Origin of the sequence: Microbacterium sp. AZCO (genome assembly GCF_039614715.1) — a bacterium.
Taxonomy (GTDB): Bacteria; Actinomycetota; Actinomycetes; order Actinomycetales; family Microbacteriaceae; genus Microbacterium.
In genome coordinates, this window is the sequence record NZ_CP154857.1 from 3,001,329 (window position 1) to 3,028,295 (window position 26,967).

General features: G+C 72.0%; 21 protein-coding genes. 5 read left to right on the plus strand and 16 right to left on the minus strand.

Annotation, left to right across the window (positions count from 1 at the left end):
* Positions 1–636: 636 nt before the first annotated feature.
* The 16 genes from AAIB33_RS13820 to AAIB33_RS13895 form a co-directional block, all read right to left on the minus strand.
* Positions 637–1,761 carry a glycerate kinase gene (locus AAIB33_RS13820; protein WP_345800539.1) on the minus strand — a complete coding sequence of 375 codons (1,125 nt, stop codon included), beginning with the start codon at positions 1,759–1,761 and terminating at the stop codon, positions 637–639.
* Positions 1,761–2,810 (minus strand): LacI family DNA-binding transcriptional regulator, encoded by a 1,050-nt coding sequence (locus tag AAIB33_RS13825; protein ID WP_345800540.1) that lies wholly within the window; start codon positions 2,808–2,810, stop codon positions 1,761–1,763. The genes AAIB33_RS13820 and AAIB33_RS13825 overlap by 1 nt, the downstream gene beginning before the upstream one ends.
* Positions 2,807–3,694 carry a sugar phosphate isomerase/epimerase family protein gene (locus AAIB33_RS13830; RefSeq protein WP_345800541.1) on the minus strand — a complete coding sequence of 296 codons (888 nt, stop codon included), beginning with the start codon at positions 3,692–3,694 and terminating at the stop codon, positions 2,807–2,809. Before AAIB33_RS13830 ends, AAIB33_RS13825 begins: the two co-directional genes overlap by 4 nt.
* Before the next feature lie 109 nt (positions 3,695–3,803).
* Complete coding sequence (locus tag AAIB33_RS13835; RefSeq protein WP_345800542.1) at positions 3,804–5,042, minus strand: dihydrodipicolinate synthase family protein; 1,239 nt, start codon at positions 5,040–5,042, stop codon at positions 3,804–3,806.
* A 5-nt stretch (positions 5,043–5,047) separates the two neighbouring features.
* Positions 5,048–6,238: a Gfo/Idh/MocA family oxidoreductase gene (locus AAIB33_RS13840; RefSeq protein WP_345800543.1), complete on the minus strand. Its 1,191-nt coding sequence runs from the start codon at positions 6,236–6,238 to the stop codon at positions 5,048–5,050.
* Positions 6,239–6,350: 112 nt separating this feature from the next.
* Complete coding sequence (locus AAIB33_RS13845) at positions 6,351–8,594, minus strand: beta-galactosidase (protein WP_345800544.1); 2,244 nt, start codon at positions 8,592–8,594, stop codon at positions 6,351–6,353.
* Entirely contained in the window at positions 8,591–10,675 is a 2,085-nt protein-coding gene (locus AAIB33_RS13850; RefSeq protein ID WP_345800545.1) for a beta-galactosidase, read from the minus strand. The genes AAIB33_RS13845 and AAIB33_RS13850 overlap by 4 nt, the downstream gene beginning before the upstream one ends.
* A gap of 21 nt (positions 10,676–10,696) precedes the next feature.
* Complete coding sequence (locus AAIB33_RS13855) at positions 10,697–11,341, minus strand: hypothetical protein (RefSeq protein ID WP_345800546.1); 645 nt, start codon at positions 11,339–11,341, stop codon at positions 10,697–10,699.
* 5 nt (positions 11,342–11,346) lie between these two features.
* The gene (locus tag AAIB33_RS13860; RefSeq protein ID WP_345800547.1) at positions 11,347–12,279 is read right to left on the minus strand and encodes a carbohydrate ABC transporter permease; all 933 of its coding nucleotides are present in this window, start codon (positions 12,277–12,279) and stop codon (positions 11,347–11,349) included.
* Positions 12,276–13,274 carry a sugar ABC transporter permease gene (locus tag AAIB33_RS13865; RefSeq protein ID WP_345800548.1) on the minus strand — a complete coding sequence of 333 codons (999 nt, stop codon included), beginning with the start codon at positions 13,272–13,274 and terminating at the stop codon, positions 12,276–12,278. The genes AAIB33_RS13860 and AAIB33_RS13865 overlap by 4 nt, the downstream gene beginning before the upstream one ends.
* A 74-nt stretch (positions 13,275–13,348) precedes the next feature.
* The gene (locus AAIB33_RS13870; protein ID WP_345800549.1) at positions 13,349–14,653 is read right to left on the minus strand and encodes an extracellular solute-binding protein; all 1,305 of its coding nucleotides are present in this window, start codon (positions 14,651–14,653) and stop codon (positions 13,349–13,351) included.
* 167 nt (positions 14,654–14,820) lie between these two features.
* Positions 14,821–15,738 (minus strand): hypothetical protein, encoded by a 918-nt coding sequence (locus AAIB33_RS13875; RefSeq protein WP_345800550.1) that lies wholly within the window; start codon positions 15,736–15,738, stop codon positions 14,821–14,823.
* On the minus strand, positions 15,731–16,855 hold the full coding sequence (locus AAIB33_RS13880; RefSeq protein WP_345800551.1) for a Gfo/Idh/MocA family oxidoreductase: 1,125 nt from the start codon (positions 16,853–16,855) through the stop codon (positions 15,731–15,733). The genes AAIB33_RS13875 and AAIB33_RS13880 overlap by 8 nt, the downstream gene beginning before the upstream one ends.
* Entirely contained in the window at positions 16,852–17,748 is an 897-nt protein-coding gene (locus tag AAIB33_RS13885; protein WP_345800552.1) for a PmoA family protein, read from the minus strand. Before AAIB33_RS13885 ends, AAIB33_RS13880 begins: the two co-directional genes overlap by 4 nt.
* A 33-nt stretch (positions 17,749–17,781) precedes the next feature.
* The gene (locus AAIB33_RS13890; RefSeq protein ID WP_345800553.1) at positions 17,782–19,569 is read right to left on the minus strand and encodes an ABC transporter ATP-binding protein; all 1,788 of its coding nucleotides are present in this window, start codon (positions 19,567–19,569) and stop codon (positions 17,782–17,784) included.
* Positions 19,570–20,227: 658 nt separating this feature from the next.
* Complete coding sequence (locus tag AAIB33_RS13895) at positions 20,228–21,256, minus strand: M24 family metallopeptidase (protein WP_345800554.1); 1,029 nt, start codon at positions 21,254–21,256, stop codon at positions 20,228–20,230.
* 79 nt (positions 21,257–21,335) lie between these two features.
* Here AAIB33_RS13895 and AAIB33_RS13900 point away from each other — a divergent pair, with 79 nt between their 5' ends.
* The 5 genes from AAIB33_RS13900 to AAIB33_RS13920 all read left to right on the plus strand — a co-directional run bounded on the left by AAIB33_RS13900 (position 21,336) and on the right by AAIB33_RS13920 (position 26,965).
* The gene (locus tag AAIB33_RS13900) at positions 21,336–22,337 is read left to right on the plus strand and encodes a LacI family DNA-binding transcriptional regulator (protein WP_345800555.1); all 1,002 of its coding nucleotides are present in this window, start codon (positions 21,336–21,338) and stop codon (positions 22,335–22,337) included.
* A gap of 386 nt (positions 22,338–22,723) precedes the next feature.
* A complete protein-coding gene (locus AAIB33_RS13905) occupies positions 22,724–24,061 on the plus strand; it encodes a Gfo/Idh/MocA family oxidoreductase (protein WP_345800556.1) in 1,338 nt (445 codons plus the stop codon).
* Entirely contained in the window at positions 24,058–24,981 is a 924-nt protein-coding gene (locus tag AAIB33_RS13910) for an NAD(P)-dependent oxidoreductase (protein WP_345800557.1), read from the plus strand. The genes AAIB33_RS13905 and AAIB33_RS13910 overlap by 4 nt, the downstream gene beginning before the upstream one ends.
* Positions 24,978–25,892, plus strand: coding sequence for a 5-dehydro-4-deoxyglucarate dehydratase (locus tag AAIB33_RS13915; RefSeq protein WP_345800558.1), 915 nt, complete (start codon positions 24,978–24,980; stop codon positions 25,890–25,892). The genes AAIB33_RS13910 and AAIB33_RS13915 overlap by 4 nt, the downstream gene beginning before the upstream one ends.
* Positions 25,889–26,965: a mandelate racemase/muconate lactonizing enzyme family protein gene (locus AAIB33_RS13920; RefSeq protein WP_345800559.1), complete on the plus strand. Its 1,077-nt coding sequence runs from the start codon at positions 25,889–25,891 to the stop codon at positions 26,963–26,965. The genes AAIB33_RS13915 and AAIB33_RS13920 overlap by 4 nt, the downstream gene beginning before the upstream one ends.
* Positions 26,966–26,967 lie beyond the last annotated feature (2 nt).

Genomic DNA, 26,967 nt, shown 5'->3' on the forward strand with positions numbered 1-26,967 from the left:
CGAGGTGGACCGGCCGAGTCCACTGGACGACGCGCTCGAAGTCCTACGCAGGCTCACGCTCGACGCCTCGACAAGCTCGGCGACCGGAATGGACCTGGCGAAAAGATGGCGGCGTCCACTAAGCGGCGGTGGTCAAGACCCCGCGGGGTCGCGCTCGACGCCTCGACAAGCTCGGCGACCGGGGTGAACTCGGCGAGAGATGGCGACGGGTGCAGGCTCGGCGCCTCGACAAGCTCGGCGACCGGGGTGGACCTGGCGAAACGATGGCGGGGTCCACTAAGCAACGGTGGTCACTTCCCCGCGGGTGCGGGCTCGACGCCTCGACAAGCTCGGCGACCGGAATGGAGGCGAGAGATGGCCGCCGGTGCAGGCTCGACGCCTCGACAAGCTCGGCGACCGGGGTGAACTCGGCGAGGAATGACCGGGTGCACTGGACGACGGCATCACGGCCCGCCGCGAGTGCAGGTTCGACGCCTCGATGAGCTCGGCGATCGGGGTGGACTGGGCGGCCGTCTTGACGGTCTCCGCGAGCGCAGCCTCGACGCCCCGGCCACCGGATGGCGCCGCGTTCGCGCCCGGGCGGTCGGGTTCGGGTCCCCGAGCTTGTCGAGGGGTCGAGGTCGACGTCCGACGGGGTCAGAGCGAGCGGGCGAGCGCGGCGCCGGCCGCACGCAGCCAGGTCGCGGGGCCCGCGAGAGCCGCAGCCGACGACCCGGCCAGATCGGTGAGCGACGCGGTCGCGGCGAACGCCGACGTGTCGGCATCCCGAGCGATGCGGCCCGCCGCGAGAGCGACCGGAACGGCCGCCGCCGCCGCGAGCGCTGCGACGTGAGCCGGAGCCTTGCCCGCGGCGGACTGGCCGTCGAACGACCCCTCGCCCGTCACCACGACCGACGCGCCGGCGAGAGCCTCCGGCAGACCGACCAGCTCGGCCACCTCAGCGGCACCGGGCACGAGTCGCGCGCCCCACGACAGAAGCGCGAAGCCCGTCCCGCCCGCGGCGCCGGCACCCGCTGCTCGCGCGTCGGCGGGAAGGAGCCCGGCGAGGCGCGAGAGACCGTCGTCGACGGCAGGGATCTCGTCGGGTGCGAGGCCCTTCTGCGGACCGAACACGGCGGCAGCGCCCGACGGGCCGAGAAGCGGGTTCGTCACATCCGTGAGCACGACCGCACCACCGGCGGGCAGCGGCCGGAGGTCGTCGAGCACCGCGTGCGCGACATGCAGCAGACCCCGCGCCCCCGGCTCGATCAGGCGGCACGACGAGTCGGTCAGCACGGCGCCGAGCGCCGTCAGCATCCCGGCACCGCCATCGGTCGACGCACTCGAGCCGATGCCGAGGACGAGTCGAGACACACGGTGATCGAGCGCAGCCGCGATCGCCTCGCCGAAGCCGCGAGTGCCGGCATCCCACGGCAGCCTGCGCTCGCCGAGGAACTCGATCCCCGACGTCGACGCCAGCTCGACGACCCCGATCCCCTCGGGAGCATCCCCCGTCGGGGGCAGCAGCAGCCAGGATGCCTCGGCGGGCTCGCCGTCGGGGCCGGTCACGACGACGGGCATGCGGTGCGCGCCCGGAACGGCGGCGGCGAAGGCGTCGAGCGTGCCCTCTCCCCCGTCGGCGACGGGACGCAGCACCGCCCGATCGTCGGGGCGAACCGAGGCCCAGCCCTCGGCCAGTGCCGCAGCCGCCGCGGCGGCGCCGATCGAACCCTTGAAGCTGTCGGGGGCGAACACCACCGAAGGCGGATCCGACGGCGGCATCAGAGGCCGGGAGTGCTGTCTCGAAGGACGACCTCGAGCGGGATGCCGGCGGGATCCTGCTGCCACGACTCGTCGACGGCGGCGCGCAGCGCCTCGTACCCGACGACGTCGAGCGGCACGCGCACCGTCGTCAGGGCCGGAGCCACGTCCCGCGCCGCCGGGATGTCGTCGAAGCCCGCCAGCGCGACGTCGGCGCCGGCGACCCGGCCCGCCTCACGCAGAGCCGTGAGAGCGCCGATCGCGACGACATCGCTGATCGCGAAGACGAGAGTGCCGGACGGGATGCCGTCGGCGAGCGCCTCGCGCATGACCCGCTCCCCCGCCTCGCGCGTGAACGCACCGCGATACACGCGATCGATCGTTCCGCCGCCGGACGTGAAGCCCGCCGTGAACCCGGCGATGCGGTCGTCGGACGTGCGGACGCCTTCCTGCGCGCCGAGCACGATCGCCGAGCGGTAGCCCCGGTCGGCGAGAGCTGCGCCGAGGGTGCGCGCTCCACTCTCGTTGTCGATCAGGACGGCGCGCACCTCGCCCGCGCCAGGGCCGAGGGCGACGACGCGCCCCCCGGCGGCCGCGAGGGCGTCCAGCTCCTGCTGAAGCTCGGGGACCGACGACTCGGTGCTTCGCGACGCAGCGAGGATCAGGCCCCGAGGCCGCTGGCCCCGCAGCGCGCGCACGAGACGCAGCTCGCGCGCGGCATCCCGTTCCGTGATCGCGATGGTCACGACGAGACCGGCCTCATCAGCACCGCGCGCGACGCCCGAGGCCAGCTGTCCGAAGTACGGGTCGGCGATGTCGGCGACGAGCAGGGCGATGATCGCCGACGTGCCCTTCGCCGTCGCCTGCGCCGACAGATTGGCGGTGTAGCCGAGCTCCTCGGCGGCCGCGACGACGCGGTCGCGATACGACTCGGCCACCTTCCGGGACGAGCCGTTGAGCACGCGAGACGCCGTCGCGAGCGACACCCCGGCAGCCGCCGCGACGTCGTGCAGCGTCGCCGCGGACGTGCGCGAACGGACGGGGAGCGGGTCGACGGTGGTGTCGCTCATCGAGCAGAGTCTACGGTCGCCCGCAGCGACGGCGAGACGGCCGCGCCGAAGCCCGCCGCGGTGCGCCGCACGACCTCATCGGGCGCCGTCGCCCACACCTCCTCGTCGAAGATCTCCACCTCGATGTCGCCGGCGTAGCCCGTGTCGACGACGGCCTGCGTGAGCGACGCGAAGTCGATGACGCCGTCGCCCGGATAGTGCCGCGACAGCAGCACGTCGGCGGCGAGCGGCGTCTTCCAGTCGCACACCTGATACGTCGCGATGCGGCCCTCGCGACCCGCGCGCGCGATCTGGTCGAGCACCTGCGGGTCCCAGAACACGTGGAACGTGTCGACGGTGACCCCCACGACGGCGGGATCGAAGTCGGCGGCGAGATCGAGCGCCTGACCGAGCGTCGAGACGACGGCGCGGTCGGAGACGTACATGGGATGCAGCGGCTCGATCGCGAGCGTCACACCGGCGGCCGCGGCATCCGGTGCCAATTCGGCGAGGGCGTCGTGCACGCGGGAGCGCGCCCCCACGAGGTCGCGCGATCCGTCGGGCAGTCCGCCTACGACGAGCACGAGCACGGCGCGCGAGCCGGGCGCGCCGGCGGCCGCGAGCGTCGCGGTCTCCTCGATCGCGCGGCGGTTGTCGTCGAGCGCGGCCCGGCGCGCGGGTCCCTCGGGGATCGTGAAGAACCCGCCGCGGCAGTGCGTCGAGAAGCGCAGGCCCGAGTCGGCGAGCATCGACGCCGCCGTCGCGAGGCCCACCTCGTTGACCGGCTCGCGCCACAGGCCAATCGCCTGGACGCCGTTGTCGGCGGTCGCGCGAAGAGCCTCGGCGAGGCTCGCGTACTTCAGGGTCGCCTGGTTGATCGACAGGCGGGGGTCGACGGCGATCATGCGCGCTCCTGGTGGTTCATGTCCCACTTTCGGTCGTTCCCGGGGCCGTTGGCGATGGAAATCGGGACACGAAGGCGGGAAATGGGGACATGGATGCGGGGGGCGGGGGTCATGCGTCGAGTCCGTTCAGGCGGAGGAGGCCATGCCAGCGCTCGGCGGCCAGCTCGGGCCGCTCGAGCGCCCCGGACGCGTTCGCCAGCTCCACGATGCGCGACAGGTGCGGGAGGCTCCGCGCGGAGTGCAGGCCGCCGACCATCTGGAACGCAGCCTGGTGGCCGTTGAGCCAGGAGAGGAAGGCGACGCCCGTCTTGTAGTAGAACGTCGGGGCGGCGAAGACCTGACGGCTGAGCTCCTCGGTCGGGCCGAGGATGGACTCGTAGGCGGCGGGGTCGGACGCGTCGAGCGCCTGGATCGCGGCGGAGGCGACGGGCGTGATCGCGGCGAACGCGCCGAGAAGTGCGTCGGAGTAGCCCTTACCCGCTCCCCTCTGAGCGTCGGCGTTCGACCCCTCGACAAGCTCGGGGACCGGGGCGGAGCCGCCGATGAGGCCGACGTAGTTGAAGTCGTCGCCCGTGAACATCCGCACGCCCTCGGGCAGGCGCTCGCGCACCGACACCTCGGCCGAGGCATCCAGGAGGCTCATCTTCACCCCCGCGACCTTGCCGGGGTTCTCGGCGATGATGCGCAGGAGCACGTCCGACGCCGATTCCCAGTCGGCCGAGCCGAAGTACCCCTCGAGGGCCGGGTCGAACGCGGTGCCGAGCCAGTGCAGGACGACGGGAGTGGATGCCGCCTGCAGCACCGCGCCGTAGACCCGCAGGTAGTCGGTGCGCGACGTGGCGGCTCGGGCGAGGTGACGGGACGCCATGAGCACGGGGCCGGCACCCTGATCCTCGGTGAAGTGCAGCTGCTCCGTGTAGGCGTCGATGATCTCCGGGATCGAGATCGACTCGGTATCGACGTGGTCGGTGTTGACGCCGACGACGACCGAGCCGCCCTCTTCGCGCGCGACCTGCGCCGAGCGCGCGATCAGCTCACGCGTCGCGGCGGCGTCGAGGCCCATGTTGCGTTGAGCCGTGTCCATCGCGTCGGCGACCCCGAGCCCCCACGAGTAGACGTGGCGACGGAAGTCGAGGGTCGCATCCCAGTCGACCTGCGCGGGTCGGCCGGGTGTGTTGTCCGCCCAGGTGACGGGCACGACGTGCGCGGCGGCGTATGCCACGCGACTGCGCAGCGGTCCGGCCGGCTTCGTGAAGGCGGGCGCCTCGTTGAGCTCGGCGGCCGCGACCGTGCCGTCGGCGCGGAGGAGCGTGAAGGTGGCGGTGGCGGTGGCGGTGGTCGTCGGCATCCCGATCACTCCAGCGTCAGAGCCGGCAGCTCGACCTTGCGGCCTTCGCGGCTCGACTGCAGGCCGGCCTCCGCGAGCAGCACGCCGCGCGCGCCGGAGAGGAGGTCGAACTCGTATTCCGTTCCGAGCACATACGAGGTGAGGAACTCCTCCCACTGCTGCTTGAAGCCGTTCTGGAAGACGTCGTTCACCGGTACCTCGGCCCAGTCCGCGTCGTAGTCGTGGCTGTCGGCGAGGTCGGGGTTCCACACCGGCTTCGGAGTGGCGTTGCGGTGCTGGATCTTGGCGCCGAAGAGGCCCACGACGGCGGAGCCGTGCGTTCCGTCGACGTGGAACTCCACGAGCTCGTCGCGGTTGACGCGCACCGTCCACGAGGAGTTGATCTGGGCGATGACATCGCCCTCGAGCTCGAAGATCCCGTAGGCGGCATCCTCCGCGGTCGCGGTGTACGGCTCGCCGTTCTCGTCCCAGCGGGTGGGGATGTGGGTGGATGCCTGTGCGTACACGGTCTTCACCTCGCCGAACAGGTTCTCCAGCACGTAGTTCCAGTGCGGGAACATGTCGACGATGATGCCGCCGCCGTCCTCGGCGCGATAGTTCCACGACGGGCGCTGCGCCGGCTGCCAGTCGCCCTCGAACACCCAGTAGCCGAACTCGCCGCGCACCGAGAGGATGCGGCCGAAGAAGCCCGAGTCGATCAGCCGCTTGAGCTTCTGCAGCCCCGGCAGGTAGAGCTTGTCGTGCACGACGCCCGTCTTGACGCCGGCCGACGCGGCGAGGCGCGCGAGCTCGAGCGCCTCCTCCACCGTCTCGGCGGTCGGCTTCTCGGTGTAGATGGCCTTGCCGGCGGCGATCGCCTTGCGGAGGGCGGACGCGCGGGCCTTCGTCACGAGGAAGTCGGCGTAGATCTCCCACCGCGGGTCGGCGAGGGCCGCGTCGAGGTCGGTCGTGTAGTCCTCGATGTCGTGCTTGGCGGCGAGCTCGGCGAGCTTCAGCTCGCTGCGGCCCACGAGGATCGGCCGCACCGTGACGCGCGACCCGTCGGGCAGCTCCACGCCGCCCTGCTCGCGGATCGCGAGGATGGAGCGCACGAGGTGCTGGCGGTATCCCATGCGGCCCGAGACGCCGTTCATGATGATGCCGATCTCCCGCACCTGCGGGCGGGCGGTCGCGGGAGCGATGAGCGTGTCGGTCACGGTGTCCTGCTTTCTGTGAGGCCGTTCCAGGCATCCCGTCTCTTCCACGAGATCGGGTAAGCGCTTTCCAATAGTGTGGCATGCGGGAAACGCGCGCGCAAGCGCTTTCCCATTACGTGGTCTCCCGCCAGAGCGCACGCTCCTCCAGCTGGACGCCGTCGAGGCCCAGCAGACCGCCCGCGGCACGTCCCGCCGCACCCGCCGGCAAAGACATTTCGGTCCCGCCCGGAAGGCCCAGCACCCGCAGCTCGACCAGGGAATGCGGACCGATGCCGCAATCCTCCACGTCGACGAGGAAGTCGGAGCCGTCCCAGAACCGGTCGCGGACGGTGCGCCCGTCGACCCGGAGCTGCGCGACGTCGCCGGCCCACCTGATGCGGAGGGTCGCTTCGGCGGCCGCCGGCACGTGGATCTGCCACACCGCGGCATCCCGATCGATCACGTCGTCGCCGGGGGCCGTATGCCGCCCGTCGCGCGAGCCGTAGTCGCCGCTCGGCAGGCGTCCCTCACGCACGAGACGGGTGGGGAGGGATGCCGCGCCCGCGCGCCCGCCCGCATGCTCGAGCACGACGGGGGCGAACGCGCGCGCCGACGGGTCGTACTCACGCACGTCCGGCGTCCGCGACACCGTGTGCACCGAGAGGCGACCGGTCGCGGCATCCCACATAAGCTCGTCGGGGCTCAGGAGCAGTCGCCGCCCCGCGGGAGTCGACGCGACCCACACATCGGCGTCGGCCGGCAGCACGAGCAGGTCGAGCGCGCCGTCCGCCGTCGCGAGTCGCAGGGGCGCCGCACCCGGGACGACGACACGCACCTCGTCCCCGGTCGAGACCTCGACCGGGACGCCGGCGTCCTCGAGGAGCACGAGCGTCGGCACCGCGCCGGGGAGCAGCGTGAGCACCGAGGCGGTGGCCCATGCGATGCGCACTCCCCCCACGACGAGGCCGAAGGGCCATCGCGCGAGCGTGCCGGGCGGGATGTCGACGGGACGCGACGGCAGCCGCACCTCGCCGTTGAGTCCGGCCAGAGCGAAGTGCGCGCCGCGGTACACCGGCAGCGGGACGTGCGGCTGATGCCAGCCGATGAAGAGGAAGCCCTCCCGGCCGTCGGATCGCAGGGCCCAACGCAGGGTCGAGGAGTCCTCGACGCCCGCGGGCCGCTCGTCGGGCAGCGTCGCGGGCATGTCCGCAAGCCGGTCGCCGAACGCCTCGATGAAGGCGTGCTGGCGCCGGAGCACCGCGTGCGAGGGTGCGAGTCGGCCGGCTTCGCCGACGGGTGCGTGGAAGTCGTAGGACAGCGGCGTCAGGTCGTTCGGATATCCCGTGGCCTGCGTCTCCTCGAGGCCCGGCCCGGGGTTCGTCCCCCCGGCGTACATGTAGTAGCCCTGCCAGGCCGACCCGCTGCCGAGCTTCGCGTGGGCCACCGCCGCGATGTCGAGCGCGTCAGGACGCGGACGCCGGTGGTACGCCGTCGCCATGCCGCCGCCCAGCTCGCACGTCGCGGGCGGGAACCACGGCGACAGCCTCGAGAGAGCGGATGCCCCCTCGCCGCGCACGTCCGCGCCGATGCCCGGATCGTCCCAGTCGTCGGAGAAGAAGAAGTGTGCGCGGAACGTCGGGTCCCAGGGCTCTCCGGAGTCGACCCAGAACCCGTCGCCGTACCCGCCCCACAGCGGCAGCACCTCGGGATCGGGAAGCTGTGCGCCACCCCACGCCGTCGCGGTCCACAGCGGTGCCGCAAGGCCCGCCTCCCGCGCGAGGCGCTTGAGCGTCATGAGGTGCGCGGGCTGATCGTAGAGCTCATTGTCGAGCTGGATCGCCAGCACGTTCTCGGGCCGGCACCGCCCGTCGAGGACCGATGCCACCGCGCCCCACCAGTCGGCGACCAGTGCCAGGTAGGCGGGATCGTCGGTGCGGTGCCGCACGGGCGCCGCCTGAACCCAGTCGGGGAAGCCGCCGTTGCGCACCTCGCCGTGGATCCACGGGCCGATCCGCAGCACGAACTCGAGACCCTGCGCCCGCACGGCGTCGACGAAGGCGGCGAGGTCCAGGTCACCGTCGAAGCGCCGCCTGCCGCGCTCGGGCTCGTGGTGGATCCATGGCACGTACGTCGAGACGACCGTCACGCCGCCCGCGCGCAGCTGCGCGAGCCGACGCGCCCACCGCGCCCGCGGGACGCGGCTGTAGTGCAGCTCGCCGGACACCGGGATCCAGGGCCGCCCGTCACGCAGGAGCGAGCGGCTCGTGAGCTCGAGTCCGGCCCGGTGCTCCTCCTCGTTGGCCATGCGGGGGCGCCGAGGGGCGGCATCCACTCCCCGATGTCGCGCCGTGAGCAGCGACGCCTCCGTGCCGATCATCGGACGACGAGGGATGCCTCGCCGGCCGCGTGCGCGGGTCGGCCGGCCGCGCCGACGCGGCGCACGGTGTCCGCCGGCGCGAGGGCGAACAGCACCTGATGCGGCGCGAGGAGGCGGCGGCCGACGACCGCGCCGGTCTCGGCATCCCTCCCCTCCACGACGACCTCGACTTCGTGGTCGCCGTGGTTGACGAGCGTCACGAGGTCGCCGCGGCGGGCGGCCTCGACTCCCGGCGGCAGATTCTCCACCACGGGACGGACTCCGGATGCCTCGGCGACGAGAGCGACCACGCGCTCGAGCCCCGCGGCGTCGGGCATGGTTGCGACGTACCAGGCTTCGCCGGATCCGAACGCATGCCGCGTCAGCGCGGGCGCCCCCGCCGAGCGTCCGTCGGCGAAGGTCGCGACGACGGCGGCGCCGACGGGATGCACGACCTCGGCCACGAGCCGCCCCCGGAAGGAATCAGTGTCGAGGACGACCTCGACGGTCTCGCCATCTCCCGCGCGGCCGGGCGAGCCCTGGGCCCCGACGCCCGTGCCGCCGGTCGATGGGCCGCCGAGCGCGCCGAAGTCCTCGAAGCGCAGACCGAGCACGGGCCCGAGCTGCGTCAGGAATCCGCCGGCGCGGAACTGGTCGTGCGCGTCGACGACGTCGGTGAACGGCCCCGTCAGGAGCGTGCCGCCCCCCTCGACGAAGCGGGTGAGGGCAGCGGCGCCCTCATCGCGCAGCAGCGAGAGCACGGGCGCGACGACGAGGTCGTACTCGCCGCCGACGCGCTCGGGCGCGACGACGTCGACCATGAGCCCCCGGGCGTGCAGCGCGCCGTACCACTCGAGCACGAGGGCCAGGTAGTCGATCTGCACCGGGTGGTCGCGCTCCTCGACCGACCACCAGTTCTCCCAGTCGAAGACGAGCGCGACCCGCGCGTCGCGGCCCGGCGGGGGCAGCTCCGGCAGGGCGGCGAGGCGCGCGCCGAGCTCGGTGACCTCCCGCCACACGCGCGTGCCGGTGCCGGCGTGCGGAAGCATCGCGGAGTGGAACTTCTCGCTCCCCGCGCGGGACTGCCGCCACTGGAAGAACATGATCCCGTCGGCGCCGCGCGCGATCGACTGCGCGGTCTCGGCGGCGAGCACGCCGGCGCGCTTGCCGGGGTTTGCGGGTCGCCAGTTGACGGCATCCGTCGCCTGCTCCCACAGCAGCCACGGCACACCGGGCTTCAGCGAGCGGACGAGGTCGCGCTGGAAGGCGGCATCCCGGACCCGATGCGGATTGGTGGGATCGGGGTAGCAGTCGTCCGCGATCACGTCCATGAAGGGCGCCCACTTCGCGTAGTCGGCCGGCTTGAAGGGCCCCATGAAGTTCGTCGAGATGGGCTGGGTCGCGCCGGCGGCGAGCAGGATCTCGCGCTCCATCAGGTAGCACTCGAGCAGCATGTCGGACGTGAACCGGCGGAAGTCGAGCATCGACGACGGGTTGTGACTGTACGGGGCCAGGCGCGGCGGGAAGATCTCGTCGAAGCCGCCGTACCGCTGGGACCAGAAGCTCGTGCCCCACGCGTCGTTGAGCTCGGCGATCGAGCCGTACCGGGCACGCAGCCATGACCGGTAGGCATCGCGCGCGGCGTCGGAGTAGTCGTACCAGAGATGGCAGCCGAACTCGTTGCCCACGTGCCACATGACGACGGCGGGATGATCGACGTACCGCTCCGCGATCCGCCGCACGAGCTCCCCCGCGAGACGCCGATAGGTCGGCGACGAGGGGGCGAAGTGCTGACGACTGCCCGGCCAGTACGAGGCGCCGCTCTCATCCGCGGGCAGCGTCTCGGGATAGCGCGCGCTCACCCACGGAGGCGGCGACGCGGTCGCCGTCGCGAGGTTCACCCCGATCCCGCCCGCGTGCAGCTTGTCGATGACGCGGTCGAGCCACGCGAAGTCCCACACCTCCTCGGACGGCTGGATGCGCGACCACGCGAAGATGCCCAGGCTCACGATGTTGACGCCCGCCTCGCGCATGAGACGCACGTCGTCGTCCCACACCTCCTCGGGCCACTGGTCGGGGTTGTAGTCGGCGCCGTAGAGCACCTGCGGCCTCCTCGAGTCGGGTCAGGTCGTGCGGCGTGCGGGGATCGCGATGACCGCGAGCGCCGCGCAGCCGAGCGCGGGGATGATGAGCGGCACGAGCATCCACGCCGAGAGGCCCACGAAGAACGCGGTGGCGGCGAGATAGAGCGCGCCGATGGGGTCGGCCGCGGCGGCGGAGGGGATGCTGCGCACCGCGCCGCGCCAGCCGCGCTCGGGCGTCCACGCGGCGGCGGCGAAGAGCAGCGCGGTCGCCGTCGCAACGAGGCCGGCCCAGCCGACGGCGCCGATCACGACGCCGCCCGGCAGGGCGCCGGAGCCGGCGAGGGCGACATCGAGGGCGAGCACCGCGGAGAGCAGGACCACGGCCAACCCGACGACCAGGCCGCCGCGGAGGGCCGCGATGAAGTCGCGCCAGAACAGCCGCACGGGCGACCCCTCGGCCGCGAGGTAGCGGCGGAGGTGCCGGACGCCCGCTGCCAGCGCCGCCGGCAGCGTCACGACGAGGATGCCGGCGGCCACGATCAGCAGCCCCGTGGTGAGCACCTCGCCGAAGAAGGCGAACGCTCCCGCCTTGCCCGGGAAGCGCGACCTCGGGCGGTCCTCGAGGGTCGGGCCGGCCCCCGAGACGTCGTCCCGGCGGGCGGCCCTCAGCTCTGCGCGGTTCACGGCTGTCAGCCCTTCAGGCCTTGGGTGGCGACGCCGTCGACGAGGAAGCGTTGGAAGACGAGGAAGAAGAGGAGGACGGGGAGGAGGGCGACGAAGCTGGCGGTGACGGTGGCGCCGTAGTCGGCGCCGCCGGAGGAGGCGTCGTTGTAGAGGCGCAGCGCGATGGGCAGCGGGTAGTTGTCGGGGCTGGTGAGGTAGAGCAGGGGTCCGAGGAAGTCGTTCCAGCTCCAGATGAACGCGAAGATCGCGCAGGTGATCAGGGCGGGCTTGATCAGCGGCAGGATGATCGACCAGAAGATGCGCCAGTGGCCGGCGCCGTCGATGCGGGCCGCTTCGTCCATGTCGCGGGGCATCTGGCGGATGAACTGCACCAGCAGGAACACGAAGAACGCTTCGGTGGCGAGGAACTTCGGCAGCAGGATCGGCACGAAGGTGTCGATGAGGCCGAGCTTGTTGAAGATGATGTACTGCGGGATGATCACGACGTGGAACGGCAGCAGGAGCGTGCCGATCATCGCGGCGAACAGGATGCCGAGCCCCTTGAACTGGATGCGCGCGAACGCGTACGCGGCCAGTGACGCGCTGAACACGGTGCCGATGACGGAGCCGCCGGCGATGATGAGGGAGTTGAGGAAGAACTTCCACATCGGCACGCCCGCGATGCCCTGCGCGACGGTGGCGTAGTTGTCCAGCGTAGGGTTGCGGGGCAGGATCGCGATGGACTGGCCGAACTCCGCATTGGGCTTGAAGGTGGAGAACACCAGCCACACCAGCGGGTACAGCACGAGCGCGGTCAGGGCGATCAGCACGATCGCCCAGATCACCGTCTGCCACGTGCGCCGCTTGATCCGGCGGCGGCGGGGGCGGGGCGCGTCGGGGCGCGCGTCGAGGTTGTGCGCGAGGGTCTCGATGGCCGGCTGGCCGAATGTCGTGCTCATCGGTTGTCTCCGGAGTAGTGCACCCACGACTTCTGGGTGCGGAACAGGATGAAGGCGATGATCGCCACGACGATCAGCAGCACCCACGCGATCGCCGCCGCGTAGCCCATCTGCCCGTCGCTGAACCCGCGCTTGTACAGGTACAGGGTGATGAAGTTCGTCATCCCGGCAGGACCGCCGGTGCCGTTGGAGATGATGTACGCCGACGCGAACACCTGGAACGCGCCGATCAGACCCAGCAGCAGGTTGAAGAAGATCACCGGCGACAGCATCGGGATCGTCACCGCCCGGAACCGGTGCCACGGGCCCGCACCGTCCATCTCGGCCGCCTCGTACAGCTCCTTCGGGATCTGCTTCAGACCGGCCAGGAAGATCACCATCGTCGCCCCGAACTGCCACACATGCAGCAGGATCATCGCCGGCAGCACCAGCGCAGGGTTGCCGATCCAGCCACCCAGATCGATGCCGAAGAACGACAGCGACTGGTCCACCGGGCCGTCGTTGGCGAACATAGCCCGCCACACGATCGCCACCGACACGCTTCCGCCGATCAGCGACGGCGCGTAGAACGAGGAGCGGAAGAACCCCGACCCGCGATCCCGGTAGTTCAGGAGCATCGCCACCGCCAGCGCCGCGGCCAGCGTGATCGGCGTGCCGACCAGCACGTAGATCAGCGTGATCTGCGCGGCCTGCATGAAGCTCGGGTCGTTCGTGAACAGGCGGACGTAATTGTCCAGACCGATCCACTTCGGCGGGGTGAAGATGTTGTACTTCGTGAACGACAGATACAGCGACCAGCCCATCGGGATGATCGTCAACCCGAAGAACCCGATCAGCCACGGCGTCAGGAACCCATACCCCGCCAGGCTCTCCCGCCGCTGCCGGGCACGGATACCAGGCCGCGTGCCCAGCTCCGGACTCCCCTTGCGGAACAGGCTGCGACCCGAAGGCGCCTTCCTGTCCGTCACGATGACTCTCGTCGCAGTCGTGCTCACGTCGATCTCCCGAATGGTGTGGAGGGGTGGTGTCCGGGGGCCCGAGCGATCGCGCCCGGGCCCCTGGAAGCCTGCTACTGGTTGAGGACGACGTCCATCTCGCTGAAGAACTGGTCTACAGCGTCATCGACCGAGGTCGTTCCGAATCCGAGTTCCGTGCCGAGCTGGCGGAACTTCTCCTCGAGCGTGCCGTAGCCGACGATCGGCACGGGCGGGGCGTCGCCGAGGCGGTCCTTGATGGATGCCTCGTAGTCGGCGATCTGCTGGCTCAGCGGGTCGAGCTCGGCCGCGGCGAGCGCCGTCTCCGAGGCCGGCAGGCCGCGGTTCGTGCCGAAGATCTTGCCGGACTCGGGCGAGTTGACGAGGAAGTTCACGAGCGTCGCCGCGGCCTCCGGGTGCTTCGTCTTCGCGGAGATCGAGTGCAGCATCGACGGCTTCAGGTAGAGGTCCTTCGCGCCCTCCTTCGTGACCGGCGGGGCGACGAGGCCGAGTTCGGTGTAGTCCGCGCCGAGGTTGCCCAGGTAGCCCGACCCGAAGTTGTCCCAGGTCAGCTCGCTCGTCGTCTTCGCTGCGTCGAAGCCGCTCTTGGGCGCGAGCTCCTCGAGGGTCTGCTGCGGGACGACCACGCCGTCCTCACGGTTCGCGGCGCCCGACTCCCAGAACTTCTTGAGGCGCGCCTTGTCGAAGCCGGGCTCGCCGTCCTCGGTGAAGAGGTCCTTGCCCTCCGCGCGCAGCTGCAGCTCGAAGTTCTGGATGCGGCCGGTGTAGTCGGTGCCGCCGTAGAAGGCGCCGCCCGCGGCATCCGTCACTTCCTTCATCCAGTCGCTGTAGTCGTCCCACGAGCCGCCAGCGAAGTCGTCGACGCCGGCCTGCTCGAGCAGCTTGGGGTTGGTGTACATGCCCCACGCGTTGGTCGAGGTCGGGATGCCGGTCGTCACGTCGTCGACGACGCCGATGCTGAGGATGTTCTCGGCGAGGGGCTTCGTGTCGATGATGTTGCCGAGGTACGGGCCGAGGTCGAGCAGCAGGCCGTTCTCCGAGTACTGGCGCAGGTACGAGTAGTCGAACTGCATGACGTCGGGGAGTCCGCCGCCGGCCGCCTCGGTCTGGCGCTTCTCCCAGTACTCCGGGAAGGCCAGGAACGACGAGTTGACGGTGATGTTGGGGTACTGCTTCTCGAACTCCGCGATGACCTGGTTGTACAGGTCGGCGCGGACGTCGTTGCCCCAGAAGGAAAGGTTGAGCGTGACCTTCTCGTCGGGGTTGAACGTCGGCGTCCCGCCGCCGGAGGCCGCTTCCCCGCCTGCGCAGCCGGCCAGCGCCAGGGCTGCGCCGGCCGCGATCGCGACGGCGGCGAATGCCCGCTTCTTGCTGAACATCTTTGTCCTCTCTTGAACGTCCGTGTTCGGTCCACCCGACGCTCATCGTCCGTGTGATGCCTCTTCCCCTGGTGCCGGGAAAGCGCTTGCCCAGAAAGCTATCACGGCGAAAAACGTTTCACAAGGGCGGGTTGCCAAATTGAGACGATTCACACACCGAGCGTGGCTCAGCGATCGCAGATCAGCTCGTCGCCGAACACGGAGAGCGCCGCGACGTGCACGACGCTCCGACGGGCATCCCTGCCGGCTGCATCCGCGATCTCCGATCCATCCCACCACGGGTGCGTGAAGAAGAAGAGCCGCGCCGACGTCGGGCCGTCGACGACGACCGAACCGTGGCGCCCGATCTCGACTCCCGCGCCGTCCCGTTCGGCGAGGATCAGGCCCTGCCGATGCCACTCGACCGCGTCGCTCGAGCGGTGCACGGCGAGGCCGCGCCACTCGTCGGTGATCATCCACCACCAGGCGCCGAGCTCGAAGACGAAGGGACCTTCGTGCGGACGTCCGCCGATCGCGGTGCCCTCCACGTGCCACGATGCGAGATCGGCGGATGCCGCGACCTTCGTGACCGAATCGGCGGCCTCGTCCTTGAACCAGAGCCGCCAGAGTCCGTCAGGACAGCGCGCGACGGCCGCGTCGATGACGCGATCGCTCGACAGCGGGATCGTCCCCGCGCGGCGCCAGCGGACGAGGTCGTCGGAGACGTACTCGACGATGTGCCGCGGGTGGCCGTCCCACCGGTCGGGGACGCCGGCGATCTCGGTGAGGTACATCCGCCAGCGCACCCCATCGTGGATGACATCGGGCGCCCAGTGCGTATCGTCGACGATCCGGGGCGGGGGGCCCGGTTCGAGCGCGAGCCCGGCCTCGGTCGGCTCGAGCGTGCCCGCATACGTCCAGGCGAGGCCGTCGGGCGACGTCGCAACCCCGATCCTGCTGCCGTGCACCCACGCGACCCCCGGGCCCGGATCGGGATGCGTCGCCCGCCTCTGCGTGTAGAACATGACCCACGCGTCGGGGCCGCGCACGACGGCGGGGTCGGTCGCACCGTCGTAGATCGGGTCGCGGTAGAGCCCGTCAGACACGACGCTGATCGATGACGGGGCTCGCGAATCCCGACCGGTGCGTCGGATGAGACCGGAGGTCCTCCGCCGTCACGGCGGCGCCATCGGCCGCGGCGGACGCGTAGATGGCCGCGACGAGACTGAACGAGCGCCCCGGATCGGTCGCCGTGTCGGGCAGGGGCGTTCCGTCGAGCAGCGCGTCGAACACGTCGCGCAGGAGCGGGCCGTGATCGCTGCGCTCCTCATCGGCGGGCAGCGCCCACGCCGGGTCGGACTCCGTGCCGGGCGCCGGCGTGATCGACCAGTTCTCGTGCCCGTGACCGTAGAGGTGCTCGACGGAAACGGTCGCCCGCTGCGTGTCGATACGGATGGCGCTGACCTCACGCGGAGACACCGCGCTCGTGACGACCTGCGCCACGACGCCGCTCGCGAACGTGACGGTGGCGGTCGAGGCATCCTCCGTCTCGGTCTCTCGATCCAGGCGCCAGAGCCGCCCCTGCACGCTCGCCCAGTCGCCGAGCAGGAACGCGAGCAGATCGAGTTGATGGATGCCGTGACCCAGCGTCGTGCCGCCGCCCTCCGTGCTCCACCTGCCGCGCCAGTCGACGGCGTAGTACGCCGCGTCGCGGTACCAGAGGGTCTCGCACGTCGCGAGGAGCGGGCGGCCGAGGGCGCCGTCCTGCAGCAGGCGCCGCACGTGCGCGGCCGCCGTGCCGGTGCGCTGCTGGAAGACGACGGCGAGCCGCCGATCCGCCTTCGCGGCCGCGGCGAGCATCTCGTCGAGCTCGTCGAGCGACGGCGCCGGCGGCTTCTCGACCACGACGTGGGCGCCCGCCGCGAAGGCGGCGAGGGTCTGCTCGCGGTGCACGCCCGGCGGGGTGCAGATCAGCACGACATCGGGATGCTGCGCCTCGAGCAGCTCGTCGAGCGAGTCGTAGACGGACGGGACCGACCAGGTGACGGCGAACTCATCGGCGCGCTCGCGCGTGCGGTCAGTCACGGCGACGAGGTCGGCGCGCGGATGCGCCGCGACAGCCTGAGCGTGCAGACGGGAAACGGCGCCCGTGCCGACGATCGCGACGCGGAGCCGGCCGGCGGAGGAGTCGGGATGGCGGGGTACGGACGGATGCGCGGTCATGCGGAGACCCCCTGGGGAACGGATCGCAGCTCGGCGACGAGGGCCGCGCCGACCCTGTCGGCCAGCGCGGCGACGCCGGGGCCGCCGACGATCAGGGCCGCGGCGAGCACGAGGCTCTCGCCTGACCCGAGCACGGTCTCGTCATGGAAGAACGGCGCGGGACCGGCGCCGGCGTAGTCGGCGCTGCGGACGAACCACGGGCTGCCCCCGGGGTCGAGCACGAGGACGCCCGCCGACTCGTCGGGGGCGACGAGGGCCAGCCACGGCGACTCGGCGCCGCGCGCGGACTCCCCCACCTCGCCCCCCGGTCCGAGGATGGCACCGCCGGTGAACTCGGCGGGCGCACGCCAGAAGATGCCCGCGTAGCCCGCATCCGCGCGGCCCTTCGTCGTCGGGGAGCCGAAGGGGACGGCATCCATCGACACGTTCGTGAGCTCGCTCCGCCACGTGAGGGCCCAGGCGTCATCCTCGACGCGGCGGGCTGTGAGCGTGCGCCGCTCGGTGAGGAGGGTGTCGCCCTGCTCGGTGATCCAGTCGAGGTCCTCGTCGACGCGAGCGAGGCCGGGGGTGTGCCAGGTGACGAAGGCGCGATGGACCTGGCGGCCGTTGTTGGGCAGCTGCACATAGCCCTCGTCGCGGACGTAGGTGGGGCCGCCCCAGAAGTTGTGCGGGCCGACGTTCGGCAGCGCGAGCGAGAGGCCTTTGTGCCAGACGTGATCGTCGGGGCGATATGCCGTGACCTCGCGCCCGCCCGGCGTGCGCAGGAGCGCGTACGGGCGGGGCGACTCGAGCTGCGGCTCGGTCGGCTCGTACACGTACTCGACCAGCACGAGCGCGTCGTCGCCCTCGCCGTCACGGATCAGCAGGCGGCCGCCCTCGTCGTCGAATCGCATGACTGCGATGGTACGGCGCTTTCTGGGAAAGCGCTATCCCAGTTCGCTTCGCGGACCGACCTGAGTCAGGTGCAGGCGGGCGTAGCGGCCGTCCCGGGCGAGCAGCTCGTCATGGCTGCCCTGCTCCACGATCTGCCCGCGCTCGAGGACGACGATCCGGTCGGCCTGACGGATCGTCGAGAGCCGGTGCGCGACCACGAGGGTTGTGCGACCCCGCATGAGCCGGCCGAGCGCCTCCTTGACGAGCTCCTCCGACTCCGGGTCGAGTGCGCTCGTCGCCTCGTCGAGGAGCAGGATGCGCGGGTCGCGCACGAGCGCGCGGGCGATGGCGAGGCGCTGGCGCTGACCGCCCGAGAGGCGGGCACCCCGCTCCCCCACGACGGTGTCCCAGCCCTGCGGCTGGGCATCGACGAACTCCAGGGCGTTCGCGGCGCGGAGCGCGTCGCGGAGGCTCGCGTCCGAGGCGTGCGGCAGGCCGTAGGCGATGTTCTCGCGGATCGTCCCCTCGAAGAGCACCGACTCCTGCGGCACGACCGACACGAAGCGGCGCACCGTGCGGAGGTCGAGCTGCTGCATGTCGGAGCCGTCGAGCAGGATGCGTCCGCCCGACGGCCGCACGAAGCCGAGCACGAGGTTGAGGAGGGTCGATTTGCCCGACCCCGACGAGCCGACGAACGCGACGGTCTCGCCCGCCCGGATATCCAGGTCGACGTCGTGCAGGGCGTCGGTGTCGGCGCCGGGGTACCGCTCCGTGATCCGCTCGAGGGTGATGCGACCGGCGACCTCGTCGACGCGACGCTTGCCCTCGTTCTGCTCGAGGTCGGGCTCCTGGATCACCTCGGCGATCGAGCGCACCGACTCGATGCCGCGGGCTCCGACCGGGATGAGCATGAGCAGCTGCGTGAGCCCCTGCGTGAGCAGGGCGAAGTACGTCGACAGCAGCACGACCTGACCCGGGGTGATCGGGAGGAACCCGGTCAGCGAGAAGATCGCGGCCAGGACGAGGCATCCCACCCCCAGCAGCTGCATCGTGACCCACGAGATGGATGCCACATGCCCGTTCAGCATGTCGAGGTGCAGGCCCGCGCGACGGACGCCGTCGGCGCCGCTCGCGACGCGGGTCACGGCCGTCTGCTCGAGGCCGTGCGCGCGGGTGACGGGGATGAGCGAGGCCATCTCCCCGACGCGGGCGGCGAGCCCCTCCATCTCGCGGCGCAGCTCGGCGTTGCGCGCCTCGGTGCGGCGGCGGAGTCCCGCGCGCAGTCCGATCGCGATCGGCACGGCGAGCGCGTAGACGGGGAGGAACGCGGGCACGGCGATCGCGGTCATCGAGATCGCCCCGATGAGCACCATGACCGACGAGAGGAGGGGATGCGTCACCTGCTGCAGCATGAGCTCGACGTTCTCGACGTCGCGCACGACCTTGCTCTGCACGATCGATGAGCTCATGCGCGTGTGATAGCCGATCGACAGGGTCTGCAGCCGCTCGGCGAGCGCGTTGCGCAGCTCTGCGCCGGTGTCGCGGACGACCGTCATGAAGCTGCGCGTGTAGAGCAGGTGGTTGGGGTAGTTCTGCACGAGCAGCACGACGGCGAGCGCGAACCACCAGAGCACGCTCTGCACCTGCCCGCCGTCGGCGACGATGTCGATGATCGCGGCCGTGATGACCGGGAGGAACCAGAGCGGGATCTCCTTGAGCGCGAAGGCGAGGATGGCGATGCTCATGCGCCCCGGGCGCCGGAGCAGCAGCCGCAGGACCGACCGGGTGGGGTGCGCGCCGTCGATGAGTCGCGGAATGCGGGTAAGCGCTTTCTCGGCCATCCTTCGATGGTACGGGCTGGGCGTCGCGCCGTCACGGGGAACTTCGCGTCGCGGCTGCCGGCCGGCGGCCGGCGGATCCCGGCTGGTTCCCGTGCACGAACTCCGCAAATCGTCGCCGCTCCCGCGCGACACGCCGCCACCCTCGCCCGAGCCACGCCGGAATTGAGGAGTTGTTGCACGGCTGACCGGCGCACCCTGGTGCCCACCCAACCGCGTAGCGGGCCGCGCAGCCGATCTGCGTGCCCTGATGCCCGGCCCACCAACGTCCGGCGGCCCCGGTCCCGTGCACGAACTCCGCAAATCGTCGCCGCGCCGGCCGCGACACGCCGTCGGCCTCGCCCGAGCCACGCCGGGATTGAGGAGTTGTTGCACGGCCGACCGGCGCAGCAGGCAGCGTGCCCTACCGCGTAGCGGGCCGGCGCGTCAGTACGGGCGCGCCGCCGGCCGCCGGCTGCCGGGCGGGGTCCGGCGGCCCCGGTCCCGTGCACGAGCTCCGCAAATCGTCGCCGCGCTGGGCGCGACACGCCGTCGCCCTCGCCCGCGCGACGACGGGATTGAGGAGTTGTTGCACGGCCGACCGGCCGTACCCGGCAGCACGGCCGACCGCGTAGCGGGCGGTGCGGCCGACCGGCGCCCCGGGCGGGGCGTCCGCGGCGCGTCAGTAGGGGCGCGCCGCCGGCCGAGTCAGACCCGCGCGCACCGTCGTCGGCCAGCGCGGGTCGAGGGTCAGCACCTCGACCCCGGCGGAGGAGACGAGCACGGTGTCCTCGACCTTGACGCCGGGGGCGCTGGGGTTCCACGCGAAGGCCTGGTGCTCCTGCACGAGGTCGGTCGTCGCGGGCGTCGCACGCGGATCGCGGCCGGCGTATCCCGTTGGGCCGCCCTGGTGGTGCCGCTGCCACTCGTCGGGGTCGAAACCGGCCGTCGAGTAGGCCGCCGTCCCAGCCTCGAACACCTCGTCGAGCCGCGCACCGGGCCGCGACGCCGCGAAGAACGTAGCTTCGACGTCGAGGATCGCGTCGTCGGCATCATCGCCGACCCATCGCGTGAGGTTGGCGATCAGGCCGTGCCGGCGCCCGCAGACGACGAGCATCGCGCGTCGCCCGAGCGGAGCATCCGTGGGGAGGGGATGCCGGTGGCCGAGCCGCGACGTACCGGCGGCGAGGATCACGAGCGGGTCGATCCCGCGCTCGACGAGGGCGCCCGCCAGCGCCGCCGCCGCCTGCCGCTCGGTGCTCGGCGGCGTCAGCGACGACGCCACGTCGGTCATCGCCTCCGCCGCGTCGCGCCCGAGCGCACGGTAGCGCTCGCGCTCGGCGGGGAGGAGGCTCGCCCGCGCGGCGCGCAGCCCAGGCGCGACAGATGCCTCACCGAGAGCGGGGCCGGCCGCCTCGGCCGGCGGCGTGATCCACGGCACGCGCCGCACGAGCGCCGCATCCTCCGGCAGCAGCTCCTCCGCGATCAGTCTGTCGGCCTCATTGGCCGCGACGAAGATCGTGTCGCCCTCGGCGTCGACGCGCACCGCCGCGACGGGCGGCCCCGCGAGCGACACGTGCGAGCGGATGCCCTCGAGGTACCACGACACCGCCTCGTGCGATGTGAGCACGAGCGCCTCAGCGGCGGATTCCTCGAGCACCCGTCGAATCCGGGACTGCTTGACGGCGCGGTCGGCTGCGGATCCAGGCATCCGTCATTCCCTTCGATAAAACGCTTTCTCGCTAGTATGGCAACCGCCGCGCGGTGTCGCGGCCACGACAGGAGGACCCGTGCCCCGCACGACCGCCAAGGCGACGATCACGGACGTCGCGAAGCACGCCGGCGTCTCGCTCTCGACGGTGTCGCGCGTCATGAACGGCAATCCGACCGTCGACCCCGCCCTCGCCGAGCGCGTCCGAGGCGTCGCCGCCGAGCTCGGATACACCGCGAGCCCGCTCGCGCGCAGTCTCGTGCTCGGCCGCACGCAGACCGTCGCGGTCGTCGTGCCCGACCTCGGCAACCCGACCTTCCAGGCGGTGCTGCGCGGACTCAGCCGCGCGGCGGCCACCGACGGCTACCACGTGCTCATCGCCGACTCCGCCGAGCAGGTCGCCGAGGAGCGGATCCTCGCCGTCGAGACGCGGCGACGCACCGACGGGCTCATCCTGTGCGCGCCTCGCATGGCGGACGCGGAGCTCGACGCCCTGCTGCCCGACGTCGGCCCCGTCGTGCTCGTGAACAGGGGGATGGATGCGGCGGTCCCGGCCGTCGCCGCCGACTACGGCACCGCCGTCCGCGGCCTCGCCGAGCACCTCTACGACCTCGGGCATCGCCGGATCGCCTACCTCGCCGGCCTCGCGCGCAGCGCCTCGAATGCGGCGCGTCTCGCGGCGCTCGCCGACTTCCGCGACACCCGCGGCGACGTCGAGCTCATCGAGCTCACCTCCGGCGTCGACTTCGACAGCGGGGCGGCCACGGCCGACGCCGTCATCGCGAGCGGCGCGACGGCCGTGCTGGCGTACAACGACCTCGTCGCGATGGGCCTGCTCTCGGCGGTCGCCGAGCGCGGCATCCGGGTGCCGGACGACCTGTCCGTCACGGGGTTCGACGACATCCCGTTCGCGCGGTACACGAATCCCCCGCTGACGACGGCAGCCGTGCCCGCCGAGGAGCTCGGCGCACTCGCCTGGCGGGCGCTGCAGGCGTCGCTCGCGGGCGGGGACGCACCCGCCTCGGTGCTCCTCGAGCCCCGCGTCGTCGTTCGCGGCAGCACCGGACCCGCCGCGCGCTGAGCCGCGCAGCCGGCCGACCCGGGGCGTCCACATCCCGTGCTCTCGCCGAGAGCCCCCGCTGCGAACGTGCATGACGTGGGCGCTCGGCGACAGCCCGGGCTCTGGATGATCCGAGAAGCCCGGTATGAGCCGGCGCCAGGGCGAGAACAGCACGGGCTCCGGATGATCCGAAAGCCGGGTGTGAGCCGGAGCCAGGGCGAGGGCAGCACGGGCTCCGGATTATCCGATCAGCCCGGGCACGAGCCAGCGCCATCGGCGAGGGCAACATGCACGGCGCGCGCCCCGCGTGGACGCCACACGTCAACCCGGGTGGCACGACACGCTATGCGGTGCTAGGGTCGAGAAAACGTTTCCTGAAAACGCTTCCCCGCACTCGAAGGAGCAGCATGAGTCACCGTCGGTACGCCGTCGTCGGAGCAGGTCACCGCGCGAGCATGTACGTCGACGCGATCACGCAGACGTACGCCGACCGGTCCGTGCTCGTCGCGATCTGCGAGCCGAATCCCGTGCGGGCGGGCTACTACGCCGATCTCGTCTCGGCCCGAGGCTTCGAGGCGCGGACAGTGTGGCATCCCGATGCCCTGGAGGACATGATCCGCACTGAGCGCGTCGACCGCGTCGTGATCTGCGCGCGCGACGACCTGCACGCTCCCCTCATCGTGCGGGCGCTGGATGCCGGCGCCGACGTCGTCGTCGAGAAGCCCCTCACCATCGACGCGCCCAGCGCCGCCGCGATCGAGGCAGCGGTCGAGCGCACCGGCCGCGAGGTCGTCCTGACCTTCAACTACCGCTACTCCCCCCGCAACAGCGCGCTGCGCCAGGTCATCCAGGACGGCCTGATCGGCGACGTGCTGTCGGTCGACTTCTCGTGGGTGCTCGACACGAAGCACGGCGCGGACTACTTCCGGCGCTGGCATCGCGAGAAGGAGCACTCCGGCGGCCTGCTCGTCCACAAGGCGAGCCACCACTTCGACCTCGTGAACTGGTGGATCCGGTCCACCCCGCGCCGCGTCTACGCGTCGGGCGGGCTGCGCTTCTACGGCGCCGACAATGCCGCCGCCCGCGGTCTCGGCGACCGACCCGACCGCGGCACGCACGACGGCGCGCACGATGCGTTCGAGCTCGACCTGCGAGACGACGCGCGCCTCAAGGCGCTCTACTTCGAGGCGGAGCAGCACGACGGCTACCGCCGCGACCGCGACGTGTTCGGTGAGGGCATCACGATCGAGGACAACCTCGCCCTCGTCGTGGACTACGCCTCCGGTGCGACGCTCAGCTACTCGCTCAACGCCCACTCGCCGTGGGAGGGGTACCGCGTCGCGGTCAACGGCACCCTCGGCCGCGCCGAGCTCGAGGTCGTCGAGCGCGGCGCCGTGCTCGCCGATGAGGGCCTGCACCCCGTGCTCGATCCGAGCGCCGTCGACGCCGGATCGTCCGGCTCGCTGCGCCCGGAGGGAGAGCGCCTCCTCGTGCAGCGCCACTGGGAGCCCGCCGTCGAGGTGCCCATCGAGAGCACCGGCGACGGCCACGGCGGCGGCGACCGCCTCCTCCTATCCGACGTCTTCGTCGGCCCCGGCGACGACCCGCTCGCGCGCCCCGCCGACTGGCGCGACGGCGTGCAGTCCATCGCCGTCGGCATCGCCGGCAACCGCTCACTGGCAACGGGCCTTCCCGTCGAGGTCGCCGAGCTCGGCATCCCGCTCCTCGAGAGGGTTCGGGCGTGACGCGCATCGCCGTCACCGGCGGGGCGGGCCGGCTCGGACGCAGCCTCGTCGCCGGACTGTCGTCGGCGGGGCACGACCTCGTCTCGCTCGACCGCGCCGTCTCCTCGGCGCCCGAGCTCGCGGGCGTGACGCAGGTGACGGTCGATCTGAGCGACGCGGATGCCGCCGCAGCGGCCCTCGCCGACGCCCGCGCCGACGCGCTCATCCACCTCGCCGCGATCGCTGTTCCGTTCAGCGCGCCGGAAGACGTCATCATGCGCACGAACGCGGGTCTCGCCGTGTCGGTGCTCGGCGCGGCCGTGAAGGTCGGCATCCCGAAGATCGTCGCCGCGTCGAGCCCGACGGTGCTCGGTTACGGCTCGCCGCACGGCTGGTCGCCCGACAGGTTCCCGCTCGACGAGGACACCCCGCCGCGGCCCTGGAACGCGTACGCGCTGTCGAAGCTCCTCATCGAGCAGACGCTCGGGATGCTGCAGCGCCAGACCGGCGACGCCGTGCGGTTCGCGGCATTCCGCCCCTGCTACGTCATCGCGCCGGAGGAGTGGGACGGCGCTCCGACGCAGCAGGGTCACACCGTGCGCGAGCGCCTCGACGACCCCGCGCTCTCGGCGCCGGCCCTCTTCAACTACATCGATGCGCGGGATGTCGCGACCTTCGCCGACACGCTGCTCGACGCGCTCCCCGAGATCCCGAACGGCGAGGTCTTCTTCGTCGGGGCCGACGACGCCCTCGCCAGAGAGCCGCTCGCCGAGCTGGTCCCGCGCTTCCACCCCGGCACCGAGGCCGCGGCATCCGTCCTCACGGGCACCTCGCCCGCATTCTCGAACGCCAAGGCACGCCGCCTGCTCGGATGGCGGCCACGATTCGACTGGCGCTCCGAACTGGAGCGGACCGACGCACGAAAGGAGTCGGCGGCATGAAGTTCGACGGCATTCTCTTCTTCCCGGTGACCCCCTTCGACGTTCACGGCCGCGTCGACACCGCCGTACTCGAGCAGCACCTCGAGACGTCGCTCACCCACAGCCCCGGCGGGGTCTTCCCCGCGTGCGGCACAGGCGAGTTCCACGCCCTCTCCGCCTCCGAGGCTGCGGGGGTCGTGCGGACGACGGTCGACGTCGTCGCCGGCCGAGTGCCCGTCGTCGCCGGCGCGGGCGGACCCCTCGGCCACGCCCTCGAGGTCGCCCGCGCCGCCGCCGACGCGGGCGCCGACGGACTCCTCGTGCTGCCGCCCTACCTCGTCGGCGGCCCGCAGGCGGGCCTCGCGGCATATGTCGAGGCCATCGCCGAGGCATCCCCTCTCCCCGTCGTCGTGTACCACCGCGGCACCGCCGTCTACTCGCCCGACACCGTGCGCCGGCTCGTCGCGAACCCCAAGGTCGTCGGATTCAAGGACGGCGTCGGCGACATCGGCACGGCGCAGCTCATCGTGCGCGCGGTGGCCGAGGAGGGCCGCGACGACGTCGCCTTCTTCAACGGCCTGCTGACGGCGGAGCTGACGCAGGCGGCGTACCGCGGCATCGGCATCCCGCTGTACTCGTCGGCCGCGTTCGCGATGGCGCCCGACATCGCGAACGCCTACTACCGCGCGTACGTCGACGGCGACGAGGAGCGCCGCCTGGCGCTGGTCGACGGCTTCTACGCCCCGCTCGTGCGGCTGCGCGACGAGACGCCCGGATTCGGGGTCTCGCTCATCAAGGCAGGGCTCCGCCTCGCCGGCCTGCCCGTCGGAAGCGTGCGCCCGCCACTCGTCGACCCGACGCCCGAGCAGGAGGAACGGCTCGCCGGCATCCTCGCGTCGGGGCGCGCACTGCTGGAGAGCGCGGCGGTATGACCACGATCGACTCGTTCGACGCGCGGCTCGTGCGCGTGCCGCTCACGCGGCCGTGGGCGAGCGACGTGACGACGGTGGGCGTCATCGCGACGCACGTCGTGCTCTCGGACGGCGTCGAGGGCTGGGGCTTCTCGTGGACGCCGCAGATCGGCGCGGAGGCCGTGCTCGCCCACCTGGCCCACGACATCGCGCCGTTCGCGCAGGGCCGCGACGCCGACCCCGCCGAACTGTGGGACGCCACGTGGGCGCACATCCACGAAGCAGGCGGCGGGGGCGTCACGACGATCGGCCTCGCGGGTCTGGATCTGGCGGTGTGGGATGCCACGGCCCGCGCCGCGGGGCTCTCGATCACCGATCACCTCGGCCGCGCGCGGTCGTCGGCCGTCGCGTACGGCAGCGGCGTCAACCTGCACTACTCACTCGACGAGCTCGTCGCGCAGGCGGAGCGGTGGATCGAGGCGGGCTTCGACGCCGTCAAGATCAAGGTCGGCAAGCCCGACATCGCGGAGGACGTCGCGCGCGTGCGCGCGGTGCGCGAGACGCTCGGACCCCGCCGGGCGCTCATGATCGACGCGAACCAGCGCTGGCACCTGGAGAAGGCGACCGAGGCGATCGCGGCGCTCTCGGCCTTCGACCTCGCCTGGATCGAGGAGCCGCTGCGCGCCGACGACCTCGCCGCGCACACCGAGCTCGCGCGCCGCATCGCGGTGCCGATCGCCCTCGGCGAGAACCTCCACACGATCCACCGATTCGGCGACTTCCTCCGCGCGGGCGCCGGTCAGATCGTCCAGCCCAATGTCGTGCGCGTGGGCGGCATCACGCCCTTCCTGCGCATCGCGGCCCTCGCTGCCGACCACCGGGTGGCGCTGCATCCGCATCTCCTCCCCGAGCTCTCCGGGCAGCTCGCCCTCGCCCTGCCGGAGGTGCCGGGCATCGCACCGCCCCTCGCGGAGGACGTCGAGGACGCCGGCTTCGGCGCACTCGGCGCCCTCGCCGACCCGTCCCCCGTGGTCATCGCGGACGGCCGCCTGACCGACCTGCCCCACGTCGGACTCGGCCTCCGCTTCCGCTGAAC

Excerpts from the sequence above, each read along its gene's own strand:
- AAIB33_RS13820 (WP_345800539.1), bottom strand. The coding sequence starts at position 1,761 with ATGCCGCCGTCGGATCCGCCTTCGGTGGTGTTCGCCCCCGACAGCTTC.
- AAIB33_RS13825 (WP_345800540.1), bottom strand. The coding sequence starts at position 2,810 with ATGAGCGACACCACCGTCGACCCGCTCCCCGTCCGTTCGCGCACGTCC.
- AAIB33_RS13830 (WP_345800541.1), bottom strand. The coding sequence starts at position 3,694 with ATGATCGCCGTCGACCCCCGCCTGTCGATCAACCAGGCGACCCTGAAG.
- AAIB33_RS13835 (WP_345800542.1), bottom strand. The coding sequence starts at position 5,042 with ATGCCGACGACCACCGCCACCGCCACCGCCACCTTCACGCTCCTCCGC.
- AAIB33_RS13845 (WP_345800544.1), bottom strand. The coding sequence starts at position 8,594 with ATGATCGGCACGGAGGCGTCGCTGCTCACGGCGCGACATCGGGGAGTG.
- AAIB33_RS13860 (WP_345800547.1), bottom strand. The coding sequence starts at position 12,279 with ATGAGCACGACATTCGGCCAGCCGGCCATCGAGACCCTCGCGCACAAC.
- AAIB33_RS13870 (WP_345800549.1), bottom strand. The coding sequence starts at position 14,653 with ATGTTCAGCAAGAAGCGGGCATTCGCCGCCGTCGCGATCGCGGCCGGC.
- AAIB33_RS13880 (WP_345800551.1), bottom strand. The coding sequence starts at position 16,855 with ATGACCGCGCATCCGTCCGTACCCCGCCATCCCGACTCCTCCGCCGGC.
- AAIB33_RS13885 (WP_345800552.1), bottom strand. The coding sequence starts at position 17,748 with ATGCGATTCGACGACGAGGGCGGCCGCCTGCTGATCCGTGACGGCGAG.
- AAIB33_RS13890 (WP_345800553.1), bottom strand. The coding sequence starts at position 19,569 with ATGGCCGAGAAAGCGCTTACCCGCATTCCGCGACTCATCGACGGCGCG.
- AAIB33_RS13895 (WP_345800554.1), bottom strand. The coding sequence starts at position 21,256 with ATGCCTGGATCCGCAGCCGACCGCGCCGTCAAGCAGTCCCGGATTCGA.
- AAIB33_RS13905 (WP_345800556.1), top strand. The coding sequence starts at position 22,724 with ATGAGTCACCGTCGGTACGCCGTCGTCGGAGCAGGTCACCGCGCGAGC.
- AAIB33_RS13915 (WP_345800558.1), top strand. The coding sequence starts at position 24,978 with ATGAAGTTCGACGGCATTCTCTTCTTCCCGGTGACCCCCTTCGACGTT.
- AAIB33_RS13920 (WP_345800559.1), top strand. The coding sequence starts at position 25,889 with ATGACCACGATCGACTCGTTCGACGCGCGGCTCGTGCGCGTGCCGCTC.